The sequence below is a fragment of the Fictibacillus fluitans genome, assembly GCF_030418125.1.
In the GTDB taxonomy this organism is placed as follows: domain Bacteria; phylum Bacillota; class Bacilli; order Bacillales; family Fictibacillaceae; genus Fictibacillus_C; species Fictibacillus_C fluitans.
Map to the genome: position 1 here is coordinate 49755 of NZ_JAUHTR010000002.1, position 21466 is coordinate 71220.

At 44.2% G+C, this 21466-nt stretch carries 25 protein-coding genes and 1 pseudogene; 15 read left to right on the top strand and 11 right to left on the bottom strand.

Annotation, left to right across the window (positions count from 1 at the left end):
* The first annotated feature begins 11 nt into the window (after positions 1-11).
* The 3 genes from QYB97_RS05495 (at position 12) to QYB97_RS05505 (ending at position 2853) form a co-directional block, all read left to right on the top strand.
* A complete protein-coding gene (locus QYB97_RS05495; RefSeq protein ID WP_301164974.1) occupies positions 12-953 on the top strand; it encodes an MTP-1 family protein in 942 nt (313 codons plus the stop codon).
* A gap of 12 nt (positions 954-965) precedes the next feature.
* Positions 966-2036, top strand: a complete 1071-nt coding sequence (locus tag QYB97_RS05500) for a BtaManbiosPhlase (protein ID WP_301164975.1) — start codon at positions 966-968, stop codon at positions 2034-2036.
* 199 nt (positions 2037-2235) lie between these two features.
* On the top strand, positions 2236-2853 hold the full coding sequence (locus QYB97_RS05505; protein ID WP_301164976.1) for a hypothetical protein: 618 nt from the start codon (positions 2236-2238) through the stop codon (positions 2851-2853).
* Between the two features lie 100 nt (positions 2854-2953).
* Here QYB97_RS05505 and QYB97_RS05510 read toward each other — a convergent pair whose 3' ends face one another.
* Positions 2954-3301 (bottom strand): hypothetical protein, encoded by a 348-nt coding sequence (locus QYB97_RS05510; protein ID WP_301164977.1) that lies wholly within the window; start codon positions 3299-3301, stop codon positions 2954-2956.
* Between QYB97_RS05510 and QYB97_RS05515 the strand changes: the two genes are divergently transcribed.
* The 3 genes from QYB97_RS05515 to QYB97_RS05525 all read left to right on the top strand — a co-directional run bounded on the left by QYB97_RS05515 (position 3302) and on the right by QYB97_RS05525 (position 7737).
* Positions 3302-3529, top strand: coding sequence for a hypothetical protein (locus QYB97_RS05515; RefSeq protein ID WP_301164978.1), 228 nt, complete (start codon positions 3302-3304; stop codon positions 3527-3529). It abuts the gene before it with no gap.
* A 64-nt stretch (positions 3530-3593) separates the two neighbouring features.
* The gene (locus QYB97_RS05520; protein WP_301164979.1) at positions 3594-6194 is read left to right on the top strand and encodes a PQQ-binding-like beta-propeller repeat protein; all 2601 of its coding nucleotides are present in this window, start codon (positions 3594-3596) and stop codon (positions 6192-6194) included.
* A gap of 82 nt (positions 6195-6276) precedes the next feature.
* Positions 6277-7737 (top strand): UDP-N-acetylmuramoyl-L-alanyl-D-glutamate--2,6-diaminopimelate ligase, encoded by a 1461-nt coding sequence (locus tag QYB97_RS05525; RefSeq protein ID WP_301164980.1) that lies wholly within the window; start codon positions 6277-6279, stop codon positions 7735-7737.
* 78 nt (positions 7738-7815) lie between these two features.
* On the opposite strand, the gene QYB97_RS05530 is transcribed toward QYB97_RS05525, so the two are convergent.
* Positions 7816-8598, bottom strand: a complete 783-nt coding sequence (locus tag QYB97_RS05530) for a hypothetical protein (RefSeq protein WP_301164981.1) — start codon at positions 8596-8598, stop codon at positions 7816-7818.
* Between the two features lie 296 nt (positions 8599-8894).
* Here QYB97_RS05530 and QYB97_RS05535 point away from each other — a divergent pair, with 296 nt between their 5' ends.
* The 4 genes from QYB97_RS05535 to QYB97_RS05550 are packed head-to-tail and all read left to right on the top strand — an operon-like array spanning position 8895 to position 11650.
* Positions 8895-9224 carry a PadR family transcriptional regulator gene (locus tag QYB97_RS05535; RefSeq protein ID WP_301164982.1) on the top strand — a complete coding sequence of 110 codons (330 nt, stop codon included), beginning with the start codon at positions 8895-8897 and terminating at the stop codon, positions 9222-9224.
* A 13-nt stretch (positions 9225-9237) separates the two neighbouring features.
* Positions 9238-10101, top strand: a complete 864-nt coding sequence (locus tag QYB97_RS05540; protein ID WP_301164983.1) for a pentapeptide repeat-containing protein — start codon at positions 9238-9240, stop codon at positions 10099-10101.
* 26 nt (positions 10102-10127) lie between these two features.
* On the top strand, positions 10128-10895 hold the full coding sequence (locus QYB97_RS05545) for an ABC transporter ATP-binding protein (RefSeq protein ID WP_301164984.1): 768 nt from the start codon (positions 10128-10130) through the stop codon (positions 10893-10895).
* Positions 10892-11650: an ABC transporter permease gene (locus QYB97_RS05550; protein ID WP_301164985.1), complete on the top strand. Its 759-nt coding sequence runs from the start codon at positions 10892-10894 to the stop codon at positions 11648-11650. The genes QYB97_RS05545 and QYB97_RS05550 overlap by 4 nt, the downstream gene beginning before the upstream one ends.
* A gap of 44 nt (positions 11651-11694) precedes the next feature.
* On the opposite strand, the gene QYB97_RS05555 is transcribed toward QYB97_RS05550, so the two are convergent.
* The 4 genes and pseudogenes from QYB97_RS05555 to QYB97_RS05570 form a co-directional block, all read right to left on the bottom strand.
* Positions 11695-11967: a hypothetical protein gene (locus QYB97_RS05555; protein WP_301164986.1), complete on the bottom strand. Its 273-nt coding sequence runs from the start codon at positions 11965-11967 to the stop codon at positions 11695-11697.
* 52 nt (positions 11968-12019) lie between these two features.
* The gene (locus QYB97_RS05560) at positions 12020-12514 is read right to left on the bottom strand and encodes a DinB family protein (RefSeq protein ID WP_301164987.1); all 495 of its coding nucleotides are present in this window, start codon (positions 12512-12514) and stop codon (positions 12020-12022) included.
* Positions 12511-12984, bottom strand: a complete 474-nt coding sequence (locus tag QYB97_RS05565) for a VOC family protein (protein WP_301164988.1) — start codon at positions 12982-12984, stop codon at positions 12511-12513. The genes QYB97_RS05560 and QYB97_RS05565 overlap by 4 nt, the downstream gene beginning before the upstream one ends.
* Before the next feature lie 92 nt (positions 12985-13076).
* Positions 13077-13577: pseudogene (locus QYB97_RS05570) on the bottom strand (GyrI-like domain-containing protein); the annotation flags it as partial.
* Between the two features lie 132 nt (positions 13578-13709).
* Between QYB97_RS05570 and QYB97_RS05575 the strand changes: the two are divergent.
* Positions 13710-14069, top strand: a complete 360-nt coding sequence (locus QYB97_RS05575; protein WP_301164989.1) for a hypothetical protein — start codon at positions 13710-13712, stop codon at positions 14067-14069.
* 51 nt (positions 14070-14120) lie between these two features.
* On the opposite strand, the gene QYB97_RS05580 is transcribed toward QYB97_RS05575, so the two are convergent.
* Positions 14121-14621 carry a hypothetical protein gene (locus QYB97_RS05580; RefSeq protein ID WP_301164990.1) on the bottom strand — a complete coding sequence of 167 codons (501 nt, stop codon included), beginning with the start codon at positions 14619-14621 and terminating at the stop codon, positions 14121-14123.
* Positions 14622-14952: 331 nt separating this feature from the next.
* Positions 14953-15333 carry an SMU1112c/YaeR family gloxylase I-like metalloprotein gene (gene gloA2 / locus QYB97_RS05585; RefSeq protein ID WP_301164991.1) on the bottom strand — a complete coding sequence of 127 codons (381 nt, stop codon included), beginning with the start codon at positions 15331-15333 and terminating at the stop codon, positions 14953-14955.
* 204 nt (positions 15334-15537) lie between these two features.
* Between gloA2 and QYB97_RS05590 the strand changes: the two genes are divergently transcribed.
* On the top strand, positions 15538-15870 hold the full coding sequence (locus QYB97_RS05590; RefSeq protein ID WP_301164992.1) for a hypothetical protein: 333 nt from the start codon (positions 15538-15540) through the stop codon (positions 15868-15870).
* Complete coding sequence (locus QYB97_RS05595) at positions 15867-16355, top strand: PIN domain-containing protein (RefSeq protein ID WP_301164993.1); 489 nt, start codon at positions 15867-15869, stop codon at positions 16353-16355. The genes QYB97_RS05590 and QYB97_RS05595 overlap by 4 nt, the downstream gene beginning before the upstream one ends.
* A gap of 120 nt (positions 16356-16475) precedes the next feature.
* Here QYB97_RS05595 and QYB97_RS05600 read toward each other — a convergent pair whose 3' ends face one another.
* The 3 genes from QYB97_RS05600 to QYB97_RS05610 all read right to left on the bottom strand — a co-directional run bounded on the left by QYB97_RS05600 (position 16476) and on the right by QYB97_RS05610 (position 19480).
* Positions 16476-17126, bottom strand: coding sequence for a ThuA domain-containing protein (locus tag QYB97_RS05600; protein ID WP_301164994.1), 651 nt, complete (start codon positions 17124-17126; stop codon positions 16476-16478).
* A 21-nt stretch (positions 17127-17147) separates the two neighbouring features.
* Positions 17148-18977, bottom strand: a complete 1830-nt coding sequence (locus tag QYB97_RS05605; protein WP_301164995.1) for a family 43 glycosylhydrolase — start codon at positions 18975-18977, stop codon at positions 17148-17150.
* Between the two features lie 203 nt (positions 18978-19180).
* Positions 19181-19480, bottom strand: a complete 300-nt coding sequence (locus QYB97_RS05610) for a DUF3846 domain-containing protein (RefSeq protein ID WP_301164996.1) — start codon at positions 19478-19480, stop codon at positions 19181-19183.
* Between the two features lie 389 nt (positions 19481-19869).
* On the opposite strand from QYB97_RS05610, the gene QYB97_RS05615 reads away from it, so the two are divergent.
* Both QYB97_RS05615 and QYB97_RS05620 read left to right on the top strand, forming a co-directional pair.
* Positions 19870-20586, top strand: coding sequence for a YveK family protein (locus QYB97_RS05615; protein WP_301164997.1), 717 nt, complete (start codon positions 19870-19872; stop codon positions 20584-20586).
* A 20-nt stretch (positions 20587-20606) separates the two neighbouring features.
* Positions 20607-21308, top strand: a complete 702-nt coding sequence (locus QYB97_RS05620) for a CpsD/CapB family tyrosine-protein kinase (RefSeq protein WP_301164998.1) — start codon at positions 20607-20609, stop codon at positions 21306-21308.
* Positions 21309-21466: the final 158 nt, after the last annotated feature.

The window sequence follows — 21466 nt, forward strand, 5'->3', positions numbered from 1 at the left end:
GGGTGAATCCTTTGAAACTAACGAAAACCGATATCAAAACGTGCAGCGAGCTGCTGAACCAATATGAGAAAAAAGACAAGCCGGGTTTACCGGAAAAACTTACTTTTGAAGGCGTCGGAAATAACGACGTATACAACATCACCGCACCGTTTGAAGACGACGGCCAGCTCGTGATCGCCGGCCGGGTGGAAGCCCGGGACAGCGAGCAGTCCGAGGTACATTTCTTCATTCAATCCGGTGAAGCCTGGGTGCCAAAAGAAGGCGCTCCGGTTTTGAAGCTGCAGGATCCGTTTTTTACCCATATTGCGGGTGAACTGGTTCTTGGCGGTGTGCAAACCTTTCCGCATCCGACCATTGAAAACGCCCTTGGCTGGCGGACGGTCTTCTATAAAGGAAGCAGCATCAACGACCTTCAGGAATTCTTTAAGGGGCCGGACGGCATGAAGGACCTCCGGATTGCCGAGCTTCTTAACGGTTCAATCGCTATTTTCACAAGGCCGCAGGGCGAAAAAGGCGGCAGAGGGAAGATCGGGTTTACGACCGTTCCTTCATACAATGATTTGAATATCGAAGTGATCGACAATGCGCCATTGCTGGAAAACCAGTTCACTGACGACGAGTGGGGTGGGGCGAACGAGCTTCATGTCCTCTCCAGCGGACTGATTGGAGTCCTTGGGCACATCGCAAGCTTTGATGAACAAGGCGACCGCCACTACTATCCGATGCGCTTTATCGTTGATCCGAAAACAGGTGCACATTCGGACATCGAGCTGATCGCTGTACGAAATGACTTTTTGCCCGGCGATACGAAGCGTCCGGACCTTGTCGATGTGGTGTTCAGCGGCGGATTGGTGCGAAAAGAAGATGGAACGGCCGATCTATATGCGGGCATCTCGGACGCCGAGGCCCATAAACTTACCATTCAAGACCCGTTCCTACCCTATGAGAGATAAGGAGACTGCAGCATGAACGTAAATCGATATGAAGAGAACCCCTTAGTAACACCTAGTGATGTTAAACCTCACCGTGATGATTTTGAAGTGATCGGTGCGTTTAATGCGGGTATCGCCCGATACAAAGATGAAGTCATCATGCTGCTTCGCGTGGCAGAGCGCCCGCTGAGCGACGATCCTAATATTGTGAAGGCGCCGATCTTTAACACAGAAACAAAGGAACTTGAAATTATGGAGTTCAATATATCGGATAAGCGATACAATTTTGATGATCCACGTACAATCCGGAAAGCCGATGATTTGAGCCAATTCGCCTTTCTGACGTCGTTATCGTATACTCGGATTGCCCGAAGCAAGGACGGTCGCAACTTTACGATCGACCCTGCGCCATTCTATTATCCTTCCAACGAGCTCGAGTCGTTTGGCATTGAAGACCCGCGCATCACGCAGATCGGGGACACGTTCTATATCTATTTCAGTGCGGTTTCACCAGTTGGGGTGGGAGAATCGATGATTTCCACAAAAGACTTCCAGACTATCGAGCATCACGGTATGATCTTTGCGCCGGAAAACAAGGACGTACTGATCTTCCCGGAAAAAGTGAACGGCAAATACTATGCGCTTCACCGTCCGGTACCAAAAAGCACAGGCAACCCGGAAATCTGGATCGCCGAATCTCCTGACCTTCTGCACTGGGGCAATCATAAGTATTTGCTCGGACTGCGCGAAGGCATGTGGGATGACGGCCGCATCGGCGGGGGAGCCGTGCCGATTAAGACCGATAAAGGCTGGCTTGAGCTGTACCACGGCGCCAGCAAGGACAACCGCTACTGCATGGGCGCGGTACTCCTTGACCTGAACGACCCGTCGAAGGTCATCGCCCGCTCGGAATCCCCGATTGTTTCACCAGAAGCAGACTATGAAGTGAACGGCTTCTTCGGCAATGTCGTGTTCTCCTGCGGCGCATTGGTTGAGGGAGACATCGTGAAAATGTACTACGGCGTGTCCGATACATCGATGGCATGTGCGGAACTAAGTTTAAGCGAGATTTTGGACTCATTAACCTCATTAATTGAAGCATAAAGAAGGAACGACCTGTAGTGGGCCGTTCTTTTATTGGTTTTTGATCTTTCACTGTTTTCGTTTTTCTCGGAAATACAGATAATCCTTCTTTGTGTGTGTTTGTATAATTATTAGAAAACCAATTACTTTGTCCCATAGTAATCGTTCTACTGTACTATTAAAATAAGAATGTGCTTTCTTCTTATAGGATGGTGATCGTTTGAAAACGGGACAAAATTGGGGGCAACGGAAGAGGTTTGTTCTTTATACTCTTATCGTTAGTATAATTTTCGGGATTTTTTCAGTGATCTCTGATCATTTACCTAACTTAAGGGATGGTGTAACTCCCCTGGAGTTCATCATCTCGTATCTGGCAATCATGATTAATTCCTTACCAACATGGTTTATTATTGCGATGGTAACGGGCTATCTATTTGCCAGTACTATTAAAGAATCAATACTATTTGGAGCGATTTGTATTCTTTGTGCCATTACATCTTATTTTGTCATCGGACAATTATACAGTGGAATCCCAGTCGCAACGTTGAAAGAATGGGTCCTAATATATATTAATTGGTTTGGGATGTCCCTATTGGGCGGCATGATTGGCGGGTGTGCTGGATTTTTACTGAAAAGAACTCCATATGTCTTACTTATCGTTCTATCAGGATTGCTTCTGCAGCTGTATTTAAACGGTGCAAGCAGTTGGAGTGACGTAGTGGGTATTGCGCAAAATGTTACCTTTTGTCTGATGATCGTAGGGATTATTCTTTATCTCGGGATGGTTACAAAAGGCAGGATGACAACTGTTCCGATGTTGAACAGAAAAGAACAATAGATAGTGTGCACATCGAGCAGAAAGAGCAGCAGGAGAGGTTTTACCCTATTGAAAGAAAACGGGGAAATTCCTCTCCTTATTTGTGTCATATTCCAAATGATCACTGCCGTTTTTTCAGCTGCAAATTCCCTTTGTTAAACATGATCAGTCCGTTCATTCGCTCGTATAGTGCATAGAGCGGATATAAGAGACCAATAAAAACAATAACGGAAGGGATTTTTTCAATAACAGGGAGTATACCGGTTAATAAAGAGGTCAATTTTTCAGTTAAGTAAATAAATAAAGGAATGATGGCGACTAACCCAATTAAAAGAAAGGGAGTTACTTTCGTTTCTTTTAACTTCGCTTTGCAGTACGGACACTTCATGGTAAAAGGGGATGAAAAATCTTCAAAATCATCAAGTGTTATTGCCTTTTCACAACTCGGACAGGGTACAGAGGTCTTCATATGAATCTCCTTAAAAAGGTATTTTTCTTAAGTATAATTGGACAGGATATCGTTCGTGAAGAAGAAATAATGATAATTTATAAAGATTTAATAGATGAATTAAAAATGCTGCACGGCAAAACTAGAATTTGTTCAACTTGTTTTGATTCTTTCCTAATTCGAGATAGCGAAGCCAACAAAGTGGTTGTCCAAATATTTAGTGGTAACACCTTGAAACCGCATTCATAATGTTGGGGTGAAGGGAAGAATTCTCTTATAATGAAATAAGAATAACCAAAGTGAGGTGTAAATATTGGGTTTTTTTAATACCATTAAAAATTTGTTTTCAACAACTACACTAGAGTCGAAAACAGAGAAAAAAGAAAACAATACAAAGCCTCCTCTAAAAAAGGAGAAGGTAACAACTAAGAAATCAATGGGAAAATCAAGTGCAGCGTCCAACCCTTATCTAAAACCGCTGTTTCTAAACAACTTTAAGCGTGAATTTAGTTTAGATTTAAAGATGGAGACCCAGAAAAATTGGGATCAATTTTTCTCTTCAGTAAAGAAAAATCCTAAGCTAATAGGTTTTGAGAATCGCTCACGCAGGAAATCCAATCTTCTTTTCCATAACGACCATCTCATGATTGTACAAGCAGCTGGAGTAATTGAGTACGTCGAGGAACATGAAGTACGCCAAATTTCGTTAAAAGAAACACCGTTTGAAAAGATGACTGCACGAGCGGCAAATGCAAAGGGAGTCGTTCTTCAAATGAAAGAAAAGCTGGCATTTATCAATATGCAAAGCCAACAAGGAGTCATGTTTCATTTCGACTGGCAAGCGTTTACGGTGGCAATGGGGGATGATTATTGGCTAGTAGGGACGCGCCAAACCATCAATGGACCAGGAGAGTTATACTGTTTTGATATGCAGGGAGACCTTAAATGGTCGACAGGCTTTAAAGAAAAGTTTGATAGTGTATATGGAGAGATTGAATTCTTCCCTTACCATCTTCAAGTCTCAACGGACTCTACTGATATCTTTGTATCCAGCATGGACCGCATCTATCGGTTAAGTGTAGATGGGACCATCAATGCGAGAGTAGCCATTTCAGAATTAAAAGCAGCAGAGCTGAAACAAAAGCAGAAGGAACTTCAAAGGAAATGGTCTACCCAACCTACAAATGAAGAAGAAGCAAGGAATAGATTAGCAGAACACTTCGCATCTCAATTCACAATCAGTATGCGAATGACGAACATGAACTCTCCGTTTGCAGGCTATGTACATGACCCAGAAACGGATATGCTTTTTGTCCTGGAAGAGGACGGCAGGGTCACTGCATGGGACCGTCATGGGAAGTTAGTATGGCTGACCGCGTTTAAAAACAACAGCAGATTTATCAATTGGGTAGATGGTCTGTTAGTTGTCTCGTTTGAAAAGGGTGAGACGTTCTGGATAAACCGAAAAGGTGAATTTGTTTATGGTGTGCAACTTCCCAAACAAGCTGCAAGTATAGCGGTTATTCCAAACCAGGAGAAGTATTTAATCGTTTGTGAAGATAACCGGCTATATGAGCTTCACAAACAGAGCGGCGATCTTATCATGGGTTCAGATGGACATCCAGGGATGGAGCTCTTCCAACTAAGCGGCAGGAATATCTTTTTTGACGGAAAGAATAATGGTCAGGGGTATTTTTGGAGAGCACATATAGACCACATATGGAGTCATTTTGAGCCTACGTTACTCACAAAAGATGGAGAAATTAACACATTGAGTGAAGTAGCTCCAGAAATATCGGAAACAAAAAGGTTCAGGAAGAAATGGTGGCTCAAAAACAATAGCAAAAATGATTGGTTCGGAAGCCGAGTAATTGATACGGCAGAAAATCGTATTTATCTTGTGGAGAAAGAAAAGTTGGATGTAAACAAATGGATGGACTTGTCCGAATCAGAAAGAAGAAAAGAAGAAAAGAAACACCACCTGGTTTGTTACGACTTTGAGGGCAACGAACAATGGAGAAAACAGATTTTATCGGCAATGTGGTCCTTATTTCTGTCACCCGATGGTGAAGTAATTTATACGAGTGTACCCGATGAACAAGAAATCACATACATGCCTGGGCATATCCTATTGATTTCAAAGGATGGACAGGAATTAGCTAAGTTTAAAGTACCTGCTCAGGGATTTTCTCTTGATTTTGTATCAGATAGTATAGTGACCGTTAACTTAGCTTTTGAACAAAAAGAAGACCGCATGAAAGGGATAATATCGAAAAACAATAACGGTGTATGGAATCTCACTCTAAAACAAGGGGGGGAAGAAAGTGGAAACCCTACTCCGTTTGGTGCAGGCATTCATTATGAAAAAACGCCTCACTTTGAAATTAGCCGTCTAGATAAGAAAAAGTATGTATTAAGAAGCAACGAAGATGAAATGGAGATGAAGGTGACGGCAGCCATTTATGAAGCGTATGAATCCAAAGATAACCTTCTCTTACTACGGTTCGGCAAACGTACGATTCAATGTTTTAATGCTTCTTTTGAGAAAGTGATTGAAATCAAAGAACAAGCAGACATTGTGGAAACGAGCCTGGGTAAGAATACTGTTGTAGTCGCTACAAAGAGTGAAGTGAAAGGATATTCCTTGACTGGCGACATTCTTTGGAAATATAGCTCAATTCCAAATACGTATAGTGCCTCTGTCACTTGGATAGGTGGTAAAGAGGTCTATTTATGGGTGGTAACCAACGATTCAGAATCCATCGTTTCATCGATATCAGAAGATGGAAAAGTGAAGAACAGCCATAAATTTGATAAGCGTTCTTACCGTAGGGAATTCATTGTATCTCCAGAGCGAGAATATTTTGTTGCCCAGACCAATGGATCCATCGAGATATACGGTATAACAAAATAGAGATAGATAAGGTATTATTTCTTTATATCGATAGACCTTTCATTTCAACACCAAGGAGGGGCTTACGCTGAACACGGAGGAATTGCTCAACCTGATCAAGATCCGGACCGAAAAGGGAAACATTCCGCCTGAAATTACAGGCATCCAAACGGACTCGCGGAAAGTGGAGCCGGGGAATATCTTTGTTTGTATGACCGGACATACCGTGGACGGGCATGACTTTATCAGCCAGGCCATTGGGAATGGAGCGACTTTGATCATCGCCAAAAAGGAAAGCGGTCTTATCGATCTTGACCACATCGGGCTTGTGCTGGTGAAGGACACAGTGAAAGTCCTGGCCCGGCTGCTGCACCATTATTGGCGATACCCCACTTCCTCCATGACAACCATAGGTGTTACGGGGACGAACGGAAAAACTACGGTATCTCACTTGATCCATGAACTTATGCTGCTTATGGGAGAACGCTCGGCGGTTGCCGGAACTCTTGGGTTTCACTTGAATGATGCTCATACTCCTACCGCAAATACGACGAGTGATCTCACCTCCAACCTTAACATGGCAAGCCAGGCTGCAGAACAGGAATGCGATGCCATGATCTTTGAGATGTCCTCACATGGCCTGGTGCAAGGCCGGGTTTGGGGAATTGAATTTGATATTGCCGTGTTTACCAACCTCAGTTATGAGCATCTGGAATACCACCAGACGATGGAAAAGTATGAACAGGCAAAAGGGCTGCTTTTCGCCCAGCTGGGACAAGACTTACGCAAGGAAAAATACGCGGTGATCAATGCTGATGACCCAAGGTTTCATACGTATTCCAGCGTTACTCCTTTTGAAGTCATCTCCTACGGGTTTAGCGAGCATGCCGATTTCAGGGCTTCCGATATGATCAGTACGGAAGAAGGAATGGAGTTTATGCTGCATACGCCACAAGGATCCTTTACGATCAGAACGCAGCTGATCGGAACCTTTAACGTCTACAATATAATGGCGGCGATGGCTTCACTTTACGCGAAAGGTGCAGAAGTGAAGGAGATGGCAAGGGTCGTTCCTTTTGCCAAAAGAATAAGAGGAAGAATGGAAAAAGTTTCGTCAGCTCCATCCTCTGAAACGTACATTGATTATGCCCATACCCCTGATGCCATTGAAAAAGCAATGGACAGCCTTTTACACTTGAAAAAAGGGCGTTTGATTATCGTGATTGGCGGCGGCGACTTCCGGGATCATACGAAGCGGCCGATGATGGCGGAAAAAGCCTCCAAGGCAGATTATGTGATTATCACCACCAATAATCCCGGCTACGAGCCGGTGGATAAAATTCTCTCCGATTTCCAGGAAGGCATGCTGCATAACCGTTATCGCATGATCGGTGACAGAAAAGAAGCCATCCATCATGCACTTGAATACGCGGGACCTGATGATCTTGTGCTGGTCACCGATAAAGGTCATCAAACCACACAGCTGGTGGGCGGCACCAAAACTCCTCACAGTGATAAACAAATTGTGATGGAGTACATGAAGCAGAAACTGCCGATGAAATAATGAAACAACGGCCCGAAAAGTAGCCGTTGTTTTTTGCATCGTTGGATTACTTTCAGTAAATATACTTTTATTCAGGGGTTATTGAATCGGTGTTAATCTGACGGTTGCTTCTGTCTGAATCGTATACTCATCGTCTGCTTCAAAGGTATAGGAGGGAGTTCCATTGCTGCCAAGAATGGTATTAACCTCTAAATCTCCGCCATAATCCCAAACCACAAAGTTGCTTCCGGATCCTACGGGCGTCGCTACATAGCGGCCGGCCGGGAGATCTTTTCCTACTGTATATTTACCTGCCTGAAGAACCTTTGGTGCGCCTTTCGCCTTTTGCACCTGCCCGGTTAATGAAGCCAGCTCTCCTTTTTTGCTCTTCACTTGTGATTGTAGATCCTTTAACTTGCCATTGGCGTCATCAATTTCGTCCTTTATGGCCGATATCTTTTCATCCGCTTTTGTCCGTGTGTCTTTAAGTTGCTGATCAATTTTGGCACGGCCATTTTTCAATTCAGTTTCCAAGGTTCCCTTGGTATCCTCAAGTTGATCTTTTGTATCCTTTAGTTCGTCCTCCACCTGGTCACGGCTATCTATAAGAGCAATCACTTTATCTTTTTCCTCTTGCTTGGATGAGACATCTTTTCCGAGAGCCTCTAATTCTCCCTGTAATTTTTCAGATTCATTTTTCTGTTTGTTTATATGCTTTTCCAGGGCAATTGAATCCAATTTGCGTTCATTAAGGGATACTTTAGCGCCTGATGACCCCCACCCGAAACCGATAAACAAAATAACAAATGCACCAATAATGAATCCCGCCACCTTCAAAGCCTTTTTAACCTTTGACACTGGTTTTGCTCGTTCCAATTCCACGTAACAACCTCCCGATTAGTAATTATTTTCCTTGCTGAAAACAGGTTTATGTACCTATGTTATAATATCGTCTTTTTACATAATTTAGGACTTTTTTCTGGTGGGAGAACACTATAAAGTTTCCACTGTTGAGGGAGTATGGTGATGCCTTTTTTTATGTTCAATTTGCTTTGGTGGTTTAGAAATAGGTGGTAAATGTATGCACGGAGTATATTTTTATTCATAGTATGTAAATTATAATATTACCTTGACAGTCACAGTACTTCATTGCATAATGCAAATAGGGAGGTAATTTTATGAGTGAAAACAAAATTACATCCGACCTGCTGCGCGGACACACCGATACGATGATTCTGCGGTTATTATCCGAGGCAGATCGTTATGGGTACGAAATCGTTAAGCTGATTGCCGAACGGTCGGACGGCAATTATGAGTTAAAGGAAGCGACAATGTACTCCAGCCTTCGCCGTCTGGAAGCAGACGGCGATGTGGAGTGGTACTGGGGCGATGGATCCCAGGGAGGGCGGCGTAAGTATTTCAAGATTACCGAAAAAGGCAAAGAGACTCACGCCAGCAACATCAGCAATTGGGAGTACGCAAAACGTGTACTCGAAAAATTATTATAAGGAGACGTGACGTATGAACGAAAAATTACACCAATACGTAAATGGCGTTTTTGCACCCTATAAAGGAGTGAAAAGCGTCGATGAACTGCAGGCTGATCTTTTGTCTGATTTGCAGGAGCGGTTCAACGAGCTCAAAAAAGAGGGCAAGGACGATGAAACAGCGCTGGAGATGACGATAGACAGCATTGGCGATATCGAACAAACGGTTCAGGAGGTTGCCAATCTGACCCGGTCATTGGAACGCCAGGTGCTCACCAACCTCAGCTCAAGCAACTTAACCAATAGTGACTTTGCAGGAGTTACGGCACACAAAGGAAAGTTTGCAGGAAGCTCATTGATCGGCTCCGACTTTTCGGGCTCCGACCTGACTGGCAGCACATTTAAATCAAGTGATGTGCGTGACGCCAATTTTAACGGCGCTAATCTGACAGACTGCACCTTCTCCACCTTAGACCTCTCCAATTCAACGTTCAACCAATCCATCCTTGTGCGCACCGTCTTCAGTAAATCGTCGCTTGCCGGCGTCACATTCAGAGATATTACCATGACTGATGTGAAGCTGACCATGACCGATCTCAGCAAAACCACCTTTGAAAATTGCACCTTTGACGGCGCAGACTTCACAAATTCTTCACTGGAAGGATTGAATCTGGATCATCAAACCTTTATCGGCGTTAAATTTGATAAAGCCGGACTGAAAGACGTGACGTTCAGAGGAGCAACCCTCAAGAATGTATCCTTTAAGGGACCTGCCTTGTCCAAGAAATTTTACCGTGCCATCAAAACCATCTGCTTTGACGATGCACGAATGGATAAACTGACCTATGCTGCACTGAAAGGCCTGGAAGCCGATTTATCCAAAGTTACTGTTATCTAAAAAGTTCATAACAGGAGGAGAAGAGGATGGAAAACCATTCGATTCAGGTAAAAGGTTTGCAAAAGTCCTATAAGAATCTTCATGTAGTAAAGGGGGTGGATTTTGAGGTGGAAAAGGGCAGTATTTTCGCCCTGCTTGGTTCCAACGGAGCGGGCAAGACGACCATCGTCAGAATCCTCTCCACGCTGCTCAAACCGGACAGCGGAAGCGCTTCCGTAAACAGTTATGATGTGGTATCAGATCCTGAAAATGTCCGGGGGTCCATCAGCCTGACCGGGCAGTTCGCCGCCGTGGATGAGATATTGACCGGTCGGGAAAATCTGATCATGATTGCCAGGCTCCATCACCTGAAGCAGCCCCGCCAAGTTGCGGATGATTTGCTGCAGCGCTTCGGTTTAAGTGAGGCTGCTGACCGCAGGGCATCTACGTATTCAGGCGGGATGCGCCGCAGGCTCGACATTGCGATGAGCCTGATCGGCAAACCGGAGATTATTTTCCTCGATGAACCGACGACCGGGCTGGATCCTGAGGCGCGCATTGAGGTATGGAAGATCGTCAACGAACTGGCGGACAGCGGCACGACCGTCTTCCTGACCACTCAGTATTTGGAGGAGGCGGAGCAGCTGGCTGACAAAATCGCCATTTTGCATGAAGGAAGGATTATTGCCAGCGGTACGCTTCAGGAGCTGAAAAAGCTGTTCCCGCCTGCAAAAGTGGAATATGTGGAAAAACAGCCTTCATTGGAAGAAATATTCCTTACCATCATTAATAAAAAGGAGGAAAAAGCAATATGAGTACTCACTTTTTCAGTGATATGGGTGTGATGGTCGGGCGTTCGATGCGCCATATTTCCCGCAGCCTGGATACCATCATTACGGTGACGATCACGCCGATTGCCTTATTGCTGCTATTCGTTTACGTGTTCGGCGGGGCAATAAAAACCGGTGCGGATAACTATGTAAATTACCTGATGCCCGGCATTTTGCTCATCGCGATTGCCAGTGGAATATCATACACGGCTTACCGCCTGTTCCTGGATAAGTCAAAAGGGATCTTTGAACGCTTTCACTCTATGCCCATTGCGCGTTCCACCGTACTCTGGGGGCACGTGCTCACCTCGCTTGTATCCAATGCCCTTTCTGTTGTTATCATCATTCTCGTAGCGCTCATCATGGGCTTCCGCTCATCCGCCGGGGTGCTGTCATGGCTCGCTGTAGCCGGAATACTCGTCCTGTTTACCCTCGCCCTGACCTGGATTGCAGCCATTGCCGGACTGTCCGCAAAATCGGTGGACGGCGTAAGTGCCTTCTCTTACCCATTAATCTTCCTTCCATTCATCAGCTCAGCGTTTGTACCTACCAAATCAATGCCATCTGTCGTTCGCGCCTTTGCCGAAAACCAGCCCGTCACCTCCATCGTAGAATCCATTCGTGCATTGTTAGCAAATCAGCCTGTAGGAAATGAGATATGGATCGCTCTTGCTTGGTGTGCAGGGATTATGCTGGTGGCGTATTTCTTTGCGATGAAGGTCTATAAAGCGCGGGTATGAAGATTCAAACGAAAAGCATAGGGAACCCAATCAATCAGGGTTCCCTATGCTTTTTTCCGGTGAACCAGATACTTCACAAAAGCAACAATCGCCACACCGGCGGTAATGCCCCAGGTCAGAAAGAAGGCAAGACCCAGCCCGATGTTTGCATCAGGAGTCGGATGTTTGTTGTCATCGAACAAGGCGTACGCAAGCGGGAAAGCAGAAACAAACAAAGCCAAATACAAAAGAAAGCTTTTCGAAAAGGTTCGGTTCCTCAGGGTCCCATGCAACACAATAAAAGACACCGCAAGCAAAAGAAACGTAAGGACAGCCATGGAGATTCCTCCTGATCCTTAGAAATACATACCTCATATTTTACGATATGTTCTAATGATTGGTGCCTTGATTTACCTTCGTGCGGTTCAGTTTCTTCAGCACCTTGATCCGGTCCAGGTGCATGCCTTCATGGAACAAATTACAGCTCAGAAACTCTTCAACAGTAGACATATAAAGTCCCTGGGAGGTGGTGTAGTCTTCTGTTGTTTTCTCCTTCAACCGGCCGCTGAATGTGGCTTCAATCCTGTCTATCTGATTTTCCAGCAGCTCCAGAATTTCAGATAGACTGACAGGCATCCTTTGCCCGTGTTCAGGCTTTGTACCGGGGCTGAAAAGGGATGGAAACACCTCAGGCATCACCCAGTCTTCCTGGGTAAAATGAAAGGCGTTCCGTTCCAGAATGAAATAAATATGTCCCAGGTTCCACTTGATGTTGTTGTTAAAATCCTCCGGAACGATCTCGGACTGTTCCTCGCTCAAGGCTTCGACCAGTTTCAGCGTATTTCCCCTGACAAACCGCAGCTGTGTAAACAGATACTCACTCATTTGTCGTTCTCCAGCAACTCCGTAATGATTTTCAAGTCCTTGAAGGTATCCATATACGCATACCGGCCGCCGTTATATTCTCCCTTTTGGAGAAGGGACATGTTTTGGCCTTCCATAAGCATTACCTTTTCCTTCATGCCCTCGATTACAAACGCGATATGATGCGGTCCTTCTCCATGCTCATCGAGGTACTCCCGCCAGGTGCTCGGCTTTTCGTCCGGCTGAATCAGCTCCAGCTGCAGGGAACCCATGTCAAAGAAGGCCAGCATTGCGCGCGCTTCGGATGGTTTGCCTCTATATTCCGTTTGGGCCAGGTCTGCAGGGTCTGTCCAGTTGCACGGCGGCTTTTCCACGCCGAAAAAGTCGGCGTACGCCTGTGCTGTTTTTTCAATGTCATGAACGAGAATTCCAATTTGCGTAATCACGTTCGTCCCCAAAATGTTAGCTGGTGATTGCGTTTGATTTTGCATGCGAAATCGCTCCCTTATGGAAATTTTATGTACACCCCTATATTCCATAGAAACCCAGCAAATCCCCCTTCTATCACACAAAAAAAGGCACTTTAAGTCTGGGTAATTGGCACCCATAATTCATGGCGCGGTTTGTGACCTGGCCCATAATAACACTCAATACAGGGCAAATTCGCAAGTTTATATCCGGATGCAGGAACCCACTCAGAATACAAATGTTTCCACGCTTCCGTAATATTGGGAAAAACAGCCCATGTGCCTGGCGGGATAAGCAATGTTTGCATGTCTTCAGGCAACTCGCCATCATACCGCACACCCATAAAATAATAGAATTCTTCATCAGTGATGGCTGCTCCATTCCCGCATACACCCAAAATGCCTTCTAATGAGCATTTCGGATTCTCCCAGGACATATCGATTAACTTCTGCATAAATCCTTCCTTTTTCGCTTTGCTCCAAAGGGTCGGAACCATTTTAAATGCTCTGTTTGTTTTTACCGGTTTACTGTTGCCTGCAATCCTTAGTTCAAAATCTAAGTTCTCAATTCGATATTCCATTTCAGTGTCTCCTTTTATTGAAATTTGAAAGGAAATGAAAAATAATGTTAGGATTTCTACTATCAGTCTGCTAAATTACTTCCTTTAACAATACCATAAAAAGTAAATTGTCAGCTTGCCTTAACTATGTAACAATGGATTCCCTAAAATGAAGGAGAGGTGAGAGAGATGAAGCCAGTTAGCGAAGAAAACCAAACATTGTCTATTGATTCTCTGAGGTCAACGCTAAGCAAGCTCGAAAATTCCTGCAAAAGTATGAGCGGGAAAAATTCCAATACCACTCTTGTTGAAAAGAGACGAGATGCCATAAAAATAGGGTTAAACTGCCTGCAAAACGCCTGGCATGGAGCGGAATTTTCATACAGCGTTGAAACTGTCCGGTCCGCCCAATGCACTCTTCAGGAATTACTTCCATCTATTCATAAACAGTATGAGAAAGTCAAAGAGGGAAGTGCACAAAAGACGTTACTACAAAGACGAATAGCGTCTATTGAACTGGCACTAGAGGCTTTAGAGGAGCATAACTAAAATTCATTATATATGTACAAAGGAACAGGTCGGAAATCCGACCCGTTCTTTTTATTTATCGACTTTCGTAACCACAAGCGTTGGATTGCGGTAATAGACTGCCTCGCCCACAAAGATGAAGGGACGTACGGAGATAACATCATTGGCCTTAAGGTTTAACAGAATCGTCTTGGATCCCGGAGAGCCAAAGGGCTCGTCTCCCGCATCTTTAAAGAAAGCAATCTCTGAAGCATCGACAATCACTTCGTTAATGAACAGAGAGTAGTTGACACCGGCAACCTCCGTGTTCACAAACTCGGTGGTTAACGAGAAGGTGACTTCGTACACGCCAGGTGTTTTCACGGTAATGGTATCCCTGTCCGGATTGGCAATCATGCCGGCTGTCGGGCCGGCCTCGACGAAATCCAGGTTGACGCCTGTCTGGGCCAGAGTTAATCCGACCGGTGTGCCATTTAACGAGCCGTAGATACTGTGCTTTGAGTGATGGCCATGCTTTGTTTTCTTGCCGTGCCCATCACATTCTGGCTTTCTAGCTTTAATCATTCTGCGCATTATATTAATGATCCCCCTTGAAAAAAATGTACCTGCAGGACACTGCCGTACCAGGAACACTATTATTTTATGCGGGGGAGGAGAAAGGGGCTTGGACAAACCTCTAGTAAATGAGTAATTTTTGCGGGACGGGCGGTGATTGCTGAGCGTTAGTTGCGGTTCGACACGGATTAGTTGCGGCTCAGCTGGATTTACTTGCGGTTCGACACGAATTAATTGCGGCACTGCTGGATTTAGTTGCGGTTCGACATGATTTAGTTGCATATCAAGTCATTTTCATAACCCCATGATCTCCACCCACAAGAAAAGCGTGCAAGTTATCCCTGCACCCCTACCTCTCATAAAGCTCCAGCGGCAAACCGTCCGGATCACTGAAAAATGTAAACTTCTTTCCTGTCCATTCATCCACCCGGACAGGCTCCACCGAAATTCCGTGCTGCTCCATATGGGAAACCACTTCTGCAATATCCTCTACTTCAAACGCAAGGTGACGGAGCCCGCATGCTTCTGGATAGCTTGGACGCTCTGGAGGGTTGGGGAAGGAAAACAGTTCGATTTGAGCGTTACCAATCTCCAGGTCGAGCTTATGGGAATCTCGTTCTTCCCGGTAGACTTCGTTGATCACACACAAGCCCAGTATATTCACATAAAAGTTTCTGGAAGTTTTATAGTCAGAACAGATGATGGCCGCGTGATGGATTTTTGTAAGCATGTAGGAGGCTCCTTTGAAATTAATTTTTTTCTGATTTACATCATACCTCCTTCTTTGATTATTTGCATTACAGTTGGAATGCTACGTGCTGAGGAAGAACAGCGATATTAACAGATAAAGACTTTATGTTTGACATATATTTTGGTTTTTGGTATGGGCATGCTATAATTAAAGGAATATAAGAATAAGAAATGAGGGATAAACGTGAGAAATGATTATATCGTTCGTCCACAAGATCTTATTGAATTTGAAGACGTATTAACTGATTTAAATAATAGAGCAACTTCTCAACCTTCAGGCAGGGGCGGAGTAGTAGTACGGGTGATTAAAAGTCACAACAGATCTAATCCTGTAGGTATTGTTGTTGAAGAACAAAAGGATGAGACTAACATGGCACCTAAAAAAAAGTTAACTATAGATGAAAAATTACAATTGCTAAATAAAATTGCAGGCAAGGCGAAACATTATGACGCGGAAACAATTAAAGAATCAGATCGTATTGCTCGTCGTGAAGATTGGAAGGACGAGGCCGAGTGAGGTTGTTAATTGACACAAATACTTGGGCTAATTTTGAAAAAGGTTATCCTCCTGTATTTCATTATTTAGATAAGAAAATAAAGGATGGATATGAACCTTGTATAAATCGAATGATTCAGCATGAATTACTTTCGGTTTATTCTTATCAAAATGATCATTTGGTAAAAGCGATTCGAGATGAAATGATTGAACTGTGCGAAGATCGGGTTTATGAGATTGATAAAGAAACCATTATCCTTTCAGCTGAAATACGACGAAAAGCAAGGATAATTAATAACACAAAAATTAAAGCTCCAGATGCTATTATCGCTGCCACAGCGATAATTCATGATTTAATTTTAGTCAGTAACAATGATAAGGATTTCGACTGGCCATCATCATTTTATGGATTTAAATATGAAAATCCTGTTACTGATGCAGAGAATTTCCGCTCATTTGATCGACATTTTAATGCGCAAATAAAGAGTAAAAATTTAGAAGATTAGAAGGAATAATGCGTTTAAGGGATTATTCTTTTTTTATGGTAAGAACGGTGTAAAAACACAGAAAACCTAGGCCCACAGTACAAAAGCCGGCTGAATCAGCCGGCTTCATCCATAACTTTTTTATTTCTGATCCACAGGATACCGCTTTAATGTCCACTGAACACACTCACCAAGGATCTGCAAAAAGTACGGATTCAGCAGCCCTTCCTGGTTATGTGCAGGAGTCAGGCAGCACACATGCCCGTCACCATAGGTGTGGTACCATCCGGCGATCGAGCTTCCATCCACCGATTCCGACTCCAAAAACACAGTGGATTGGTCCGTATCACAATGAACGAAATAATGCTCGTCCGTTAATTCAAACTCAGGAGCGGGAAAGGGACTGTTTTCCGTCTGTTTATAGGAGACGATTTGATGTTCCTGTGGATGGTAATCAAAGGAACCCCTGAGCATACCGATATACTCGCCTTCATGGTTATAAGACGCCAGACCCGCATGCCAGGCAAGCCATCCGCCGCCGTTCGCCACATAGTCGGTAATCGCTATTTCCGTTTCTTCCGTCATCCAGTGGAGGACGTCCTCATCCTGAGGGTTCAGGCGATTTTCCTTGAATAAAATAACCGCATCCGGCTGTTCGGCCAGCCAGTCTTTCAATTCCTCAGCCCGCACTTCAATGATTTCATGAACGTTCCCAGCGACGGCCCGATCCAATGCCGCCTTTGCCCACTCGCCTTTATGGTAGTAGTCTCCAAGTACTGCAAATACCTTCAATGAACAGCACCTCCAAGTGCATTAGTGTTTTTGCTGTAACGTAAAGTAATCCAGCTCAACCGCACCTCTGCTCTTGCTAAAGGAAATATCATTCTTTCCTTTTTTGAGCCTTACCTTCACCATCGTTTCCTTCCACTGGTCACTTACTCCACCTTTATAAAGAATCAGTGATTTCTTTCCATTAACACGCAGTACCTGTACCGCATTATTACCTTCAGGCTGCTTATACCGAATGTTCATCACATAGGTCCCTGATTTCTCCACAGAAATAGGGAATCGAACGGAACTCTTATGAGCGGACATCGCACCAACCTTTTGATGATTGGCGGCATCATACTCATTCACAACCTTGGCGTTCTTCAGGTACCCAAGCTCTGCTTCATACTGAAAAACCTTCGTCTTCTTCGGAACGAGATCAATCCGGTCAACCTCGGCAAAAAGGGCGCCCTTGGATAACCTGATTTTGTTTTCTCCTGCATTCAGGTGAATGTCACGCTCGGCATCCCGCCATGTATCCCAGCCATAGCTAGTGTACTGTACTTCACCTAACGCTTTTCCGTTCAAGGCGAGCTGATGGGTAGAGGTTTCACCCATGCCATTGGAATAGCGGACCTTCAGTGTATAGTCTCCAGGCGGGGCAGCCACCTTAAATTCCACATAGCTGTCGTTATAATCGATCATTCCGACCTTGCTGCCGCCGGAAGCACCCGAGTTATTCACGATAGTAGCATGATTCACTACTCCGTCTTCCGCTTCATAGGAATAAACCTTTCCAGGGAGAGCGGGTACAAGCTTACCGCCATCTTCGCCGGAAGGTGCGCGTAACAGAGTATCTGCAGGCACCGGAGTACCGAAGTTCGGTGTACCGTCCGCATTCCACGTGAACTTCTGCATCCTCACGTTCCGGTTCCAGCCGGCTCCCTTGAACTTGGCCGCATGATAGACGATCCAGTCTTCCTTGCCGTCCGGGGATTTTACAAAACTGTTGTGGCCGGGGCCGTAGATATTATCAGCAGGACTGCTTTTGAACACCGGTTCTGGATTCTTTGACCAATCTCCAGCTTTCAAAGGATCCTTCCCGGTCAGTTTCAGCATTCCCAAACAATAGTCATCTGTCCAGCTGCCGCTTGCCGAATAAACAATAAACACATCACCCTGTTTGTTTTTCAAAATTTGCGGCCCCTCATTAATTAGAGGAGTGCCGTTTTTCTCCCAAGGAAGTTCTGGCCGCGACAATTCCACACGCTTACCCGAAATGGTCCATGGATTCTTCATTGGGGCAATGTAAATCTGCTGGCTGACATTTTCATCGCCTTCCCAGCCGGACCAGAGAAAGTAACGTTTGTTTTTGTATTCAAGGACGGTGCCGTCAATGGCCCACTTGTCCGAGGGATCAGAAATTTTTCCAAGCTTCGTTCCTTTCGGATACGAATACTTTCCAAGCGGATCAGAGCCTTCGGACTGCAGCACATACATCCGCTGCTTGCCCATGTCCCCGTCACCTGCGGCGAAGTAGATGTACCACTTGCCATCAAGGTAGTGCAGTTCAGGTGCCCAGACGTTTCCGCTGTTTTCGCTGCCCGGTTCTGGAGTCCATACGACCTTTTTCTCGGCATGATCCAAACCGGTCAACGTTTTCGACTTTCGGATAGTCAGGTTGTTACCGGTTGTCTGCATGTAATAGTAGTATCCATCCGAATGCTTCACCACCCATGGGTCGGCACCATCACCAACAACCGGGTTCTTAAACAGCTTCATTTCTGATGGTGAAGCCGCAAACGATGGGGAGGGGAATAGTAAAGCTACTATTAAAAGGCTTAAAGTAAACGCATACATTTTTCTTCTCTTCAATACAAAACGTCCTTTCCTATAGGAATTTTGACTCCCTAAACACTTTCGCAGAAAAGACAGGATTCCTTCCTTTCCGAGGTTATTTTAAAAAAGTAATCAGCATTCGACAAAAAATCGTTAAAAACCGTGGAAAAGCGTCCGATATTATAACGGAACACTGAACCAAATAAAAAAAGAGCATGCAGCAGGCATCCTCTTTTCCGTTACTTCCACTTTTTCAGTTTTACTTTTAATACTTCTTTTACTTCTTCGGCTTCGGTATCACTTAAGCTCTCGAATTGATCCTGATATTTGACGACGAAGAAGGTGCTGGATGGTTTCTTTTTATTGTACGTGAGGTCGTAGCCTTCCTCAATGTTGCACACAATTTTGTACTGCCGCTGGAAACCTAAAATATCGACGGGCCCGCCTACAATCTGTTCAAACTCTTTCGTTGTATTTGGAATGTCGGTAATATACGGCCGCTTTTGCGGCATAACCATAACCACGTGAAGTTCTGACATTATCCATCCTCCAATAGACAGGTGTTCGGTAGGGTCGTTCTTTATATAGAATACTTTAGCTTATTAAAACATATTCTCTACCTAAAATAAATAGTTCATACAATATATAACAGATTATGAATCTTTTTACCTATAGTTTAAGTGATTATCATACGTCAGTTCCCTTAATATGTAAAGGGTGGTTCTTATTTCATAAAAACAATATAGACCTTTACTGAAAAAGAAAGCGCTTTACAATCAACTATAATTAACTTGTAAAATTATTATATAAAAACAATATATGAAAATATATTACAATTTTTATAAAATAGTGGCTTTAAATACCAAATACCTATGCTATAATACATCGTATGTGAAAATTTTACCTATACATATTCTCGGAGGGTATTATGGAAGAAACGATAAGTCTGAAAGACATTTACCAAACGATAAGAAAGCGGATGGTGCTGATCGCCTTGCTTGCTGTAGTGGCAGTCGCGATTGCCGGCGTAGTTTCTTATTTTGTATTAACCCCAGTTTATGAATCATCCACGCAAATTCTGGTCAACCAGAAAAAGTCGAAAGATGTTCCAGAGTATAACCAGGTTCAAACAAATCTTCAGATGGTCAATACCTATAGTGTCATTATTAAAAGTCCAGCCATCCTTTCTAAAGTCATTGACAACCTCAACCTAGATACCACAGTCGAAGCACTTAACAATAAGCTCACCATCAACAGCGAGCAGGATACCCAGGTATTAAATGTCACCATACAGGATGAAGATCCGGCGATGGCCGTCAAGCTTGCCAATGGTGTGGCAGAAACGTTCAAAAATGAAATTCCATCCATTATGAAAGTGGATAATGTAAGTGTGCTTTCAAAGGCAGTGCTGAAAGACAACCCGGCACCCGTTAAACCGAATGCCAAGATGAACATGGCGATTGCGCTTGTAGTTGGGTTAATGGCAGGTGTGGGACTGGCGTTCCTGCTTGAATACATGGACAATACATTGAAAACGGAACAGGATATTGAGAACTACCTGGGGCTTCCGGTATTGGGAACCATCCCGAAATTTAACGTGGATGACGAAAAAAAAGCACCAGCAAACAGAAGGAAAGCCGTATAAATTTGTAGGGGGAAATTGCATTGAGCCGCAAGCTGCATAAGACGATCAATCATTTAACACAAAGAAGCTTAATTACACACAATAATCCCAAGTCACCCGTTTCTGAACAATACCGTAGCATCCGGACAAACATTCAGTTCTCCGCCATTGATACCCGGCTGCAAACGATCCTGGTGACGTCATCTGTTTCAGGAGAAGGAAAATCAACAACGGTAGCCAACCTTGGTGTTGTACTGGCCCAGCAAGGAAAGCGTGTCCTGTTGATTGATGGGGATTTAAGAAAGCCAACCGTTCATTATACATTCATGGTCAGTAACATTCATGGCCTCACAAACGTGCTCACCCGTCAAACTTCCCTGGAGGGTGCCGTCGTAAAAACAGACGTAGACGGTCTTGATGTATTAACAAGCGGACCGATTCCGCCAAATCCTTCTGAACTATTAAACTCAAAAGCGATGGAAGTATTGATGGAAGAAGCGATGAGCAAGTACGATTATGTATTGTTTGATTCACCGCCTGTATTGGCCGTGACGGATGCTCAGGTGCTCGCGAACCGTTGTGACGGGGTTGTACTCGTAACAAGCAGTGGAAAGACAGAAAAAGAAGCGGCAATGAAAGGGAAGGAATTGCTGGATCATGCCCAGGCGAAGATACTGGGAGTCGTATTAAATCAAAAAGAAGCGAATGAAAACAGTTACTATTATTACTACGGGGCAAATTAATATAAAATTTTCGATTTTCGACAAAATACGCCCCTTTAAAAATTTGGTAATTATGCTACGATAGGAAACATATGATAAATCTTGGTAAAAAGAACCATTGACAGGTATTAGGATACATCTTTCGGTTCTTGGCACCTTTTTTTGTGAAGGGAGAGTAG

Bases quoted from the DNA above. Each gene is read 5' to 3' on its own strand.
- QYB97_RS05500 (WP_301164975.1), top strand. From the start codon at position 966: ATGAACGTAAATCGATATGAAGAGAACCCCTTAGTAACACCTAGTGAT.
- QYB97_RS05510 (WP_301164977.1), bottom strand. From the start codon at position 3,301: ATGAAGACCTCTGTACCCTGTCCGAGTTGTGAAAAGGCAATAACACTT.
- QYB97_RS05515 (WP_301164978.1), top strand. From the start codon at position 3,302: ATGAATCTCCTTAAAAAGGTATTTTTCTTAAGTATAATTGGACAGGAT.
- QYB97_RS05535 (WP_301164982.1), top strand. From the start codon at position 8,895: ATGAGTGAAAACAAAATTACATCCGACCTGCTGCGCGGACACACCGAT.
- QYB97_RS05540 (WP_301164983.1), top strand. From the start codon at position 9,238: ATGAACGAAAAATTACACCAATACGTAAATGGCGTTTTTGCACCCTAT.
- QYB97_RS05545 (WP_301164984.1), top strand. From the start codon at position 10,128: ATGGAAAACCATTCGATTCAGGTAAAAGGTTTGCAAAAGTCCTATAAG.
- QYB97_RS05550 (WP_301164985.1), top strand. From the start codon at position 10,892: ATGAGTACTCACTTTTTCAGTGATATGGGTGTGATGGTCGGGCGTTCG.
- QYB97_RS05555 (WP_301164986.1), bottom strand. From the start codon at position 11,967: ATGGCTGTCCTTACGTTTCTTTTGCTTGCGGTGTCTTTTATTGTGTTG.
- QYB97_RS05560 (WP_301164987.1), bottom strand. From the start codon at position 12,514: ATGAGTGAGTATCTGTTTACACAGCTGCGGTTTGTCAGGGGAAATACG.
- QYB97_RS05565 (WP_301164988.1), bottom strand. From the start codon at position 12,984: ATGCAAAATCAAACGCAATCACCAGCTAACATTTTGGGGACGAACGTG.
- QYB97_RS05575 (WP_301164989.1), top strand. From the start codon at position 13,710: ATGAAGCCAGTTAGCGAAGAAAACCAAACATTGTCTATTGATTCTCTG.
- QYB97_RS05580 (WP_301164990.1), bottom strand. From the start codon at position 14,621: ATGCGCAGAATGATTAAAGCTAGAAAGCCAGAATGTGATGGGCACGGC.
- gloA2 (WP_301164991.1), bottom strand. From the start codon at position 15,333: ATGCTTACAAAAATCCATCACGCGGCCATCATCTGTTCTGACTATAAA.
- QYB97_RS05610 (WP_301164996.1), bottom strand. From the start codon at position 19,480: ATGTCAGAACTTCACGTGGTTATGGTTATGCCGCAAAAGCGGCCGTAT.
- QYB97_RS05615 (WP_301164997.1), top strand. From the start codon at position 19,870: ATGGAAGAAACGATAAGTCTGAAAGACATTTACCAAACGATAAGAAAG.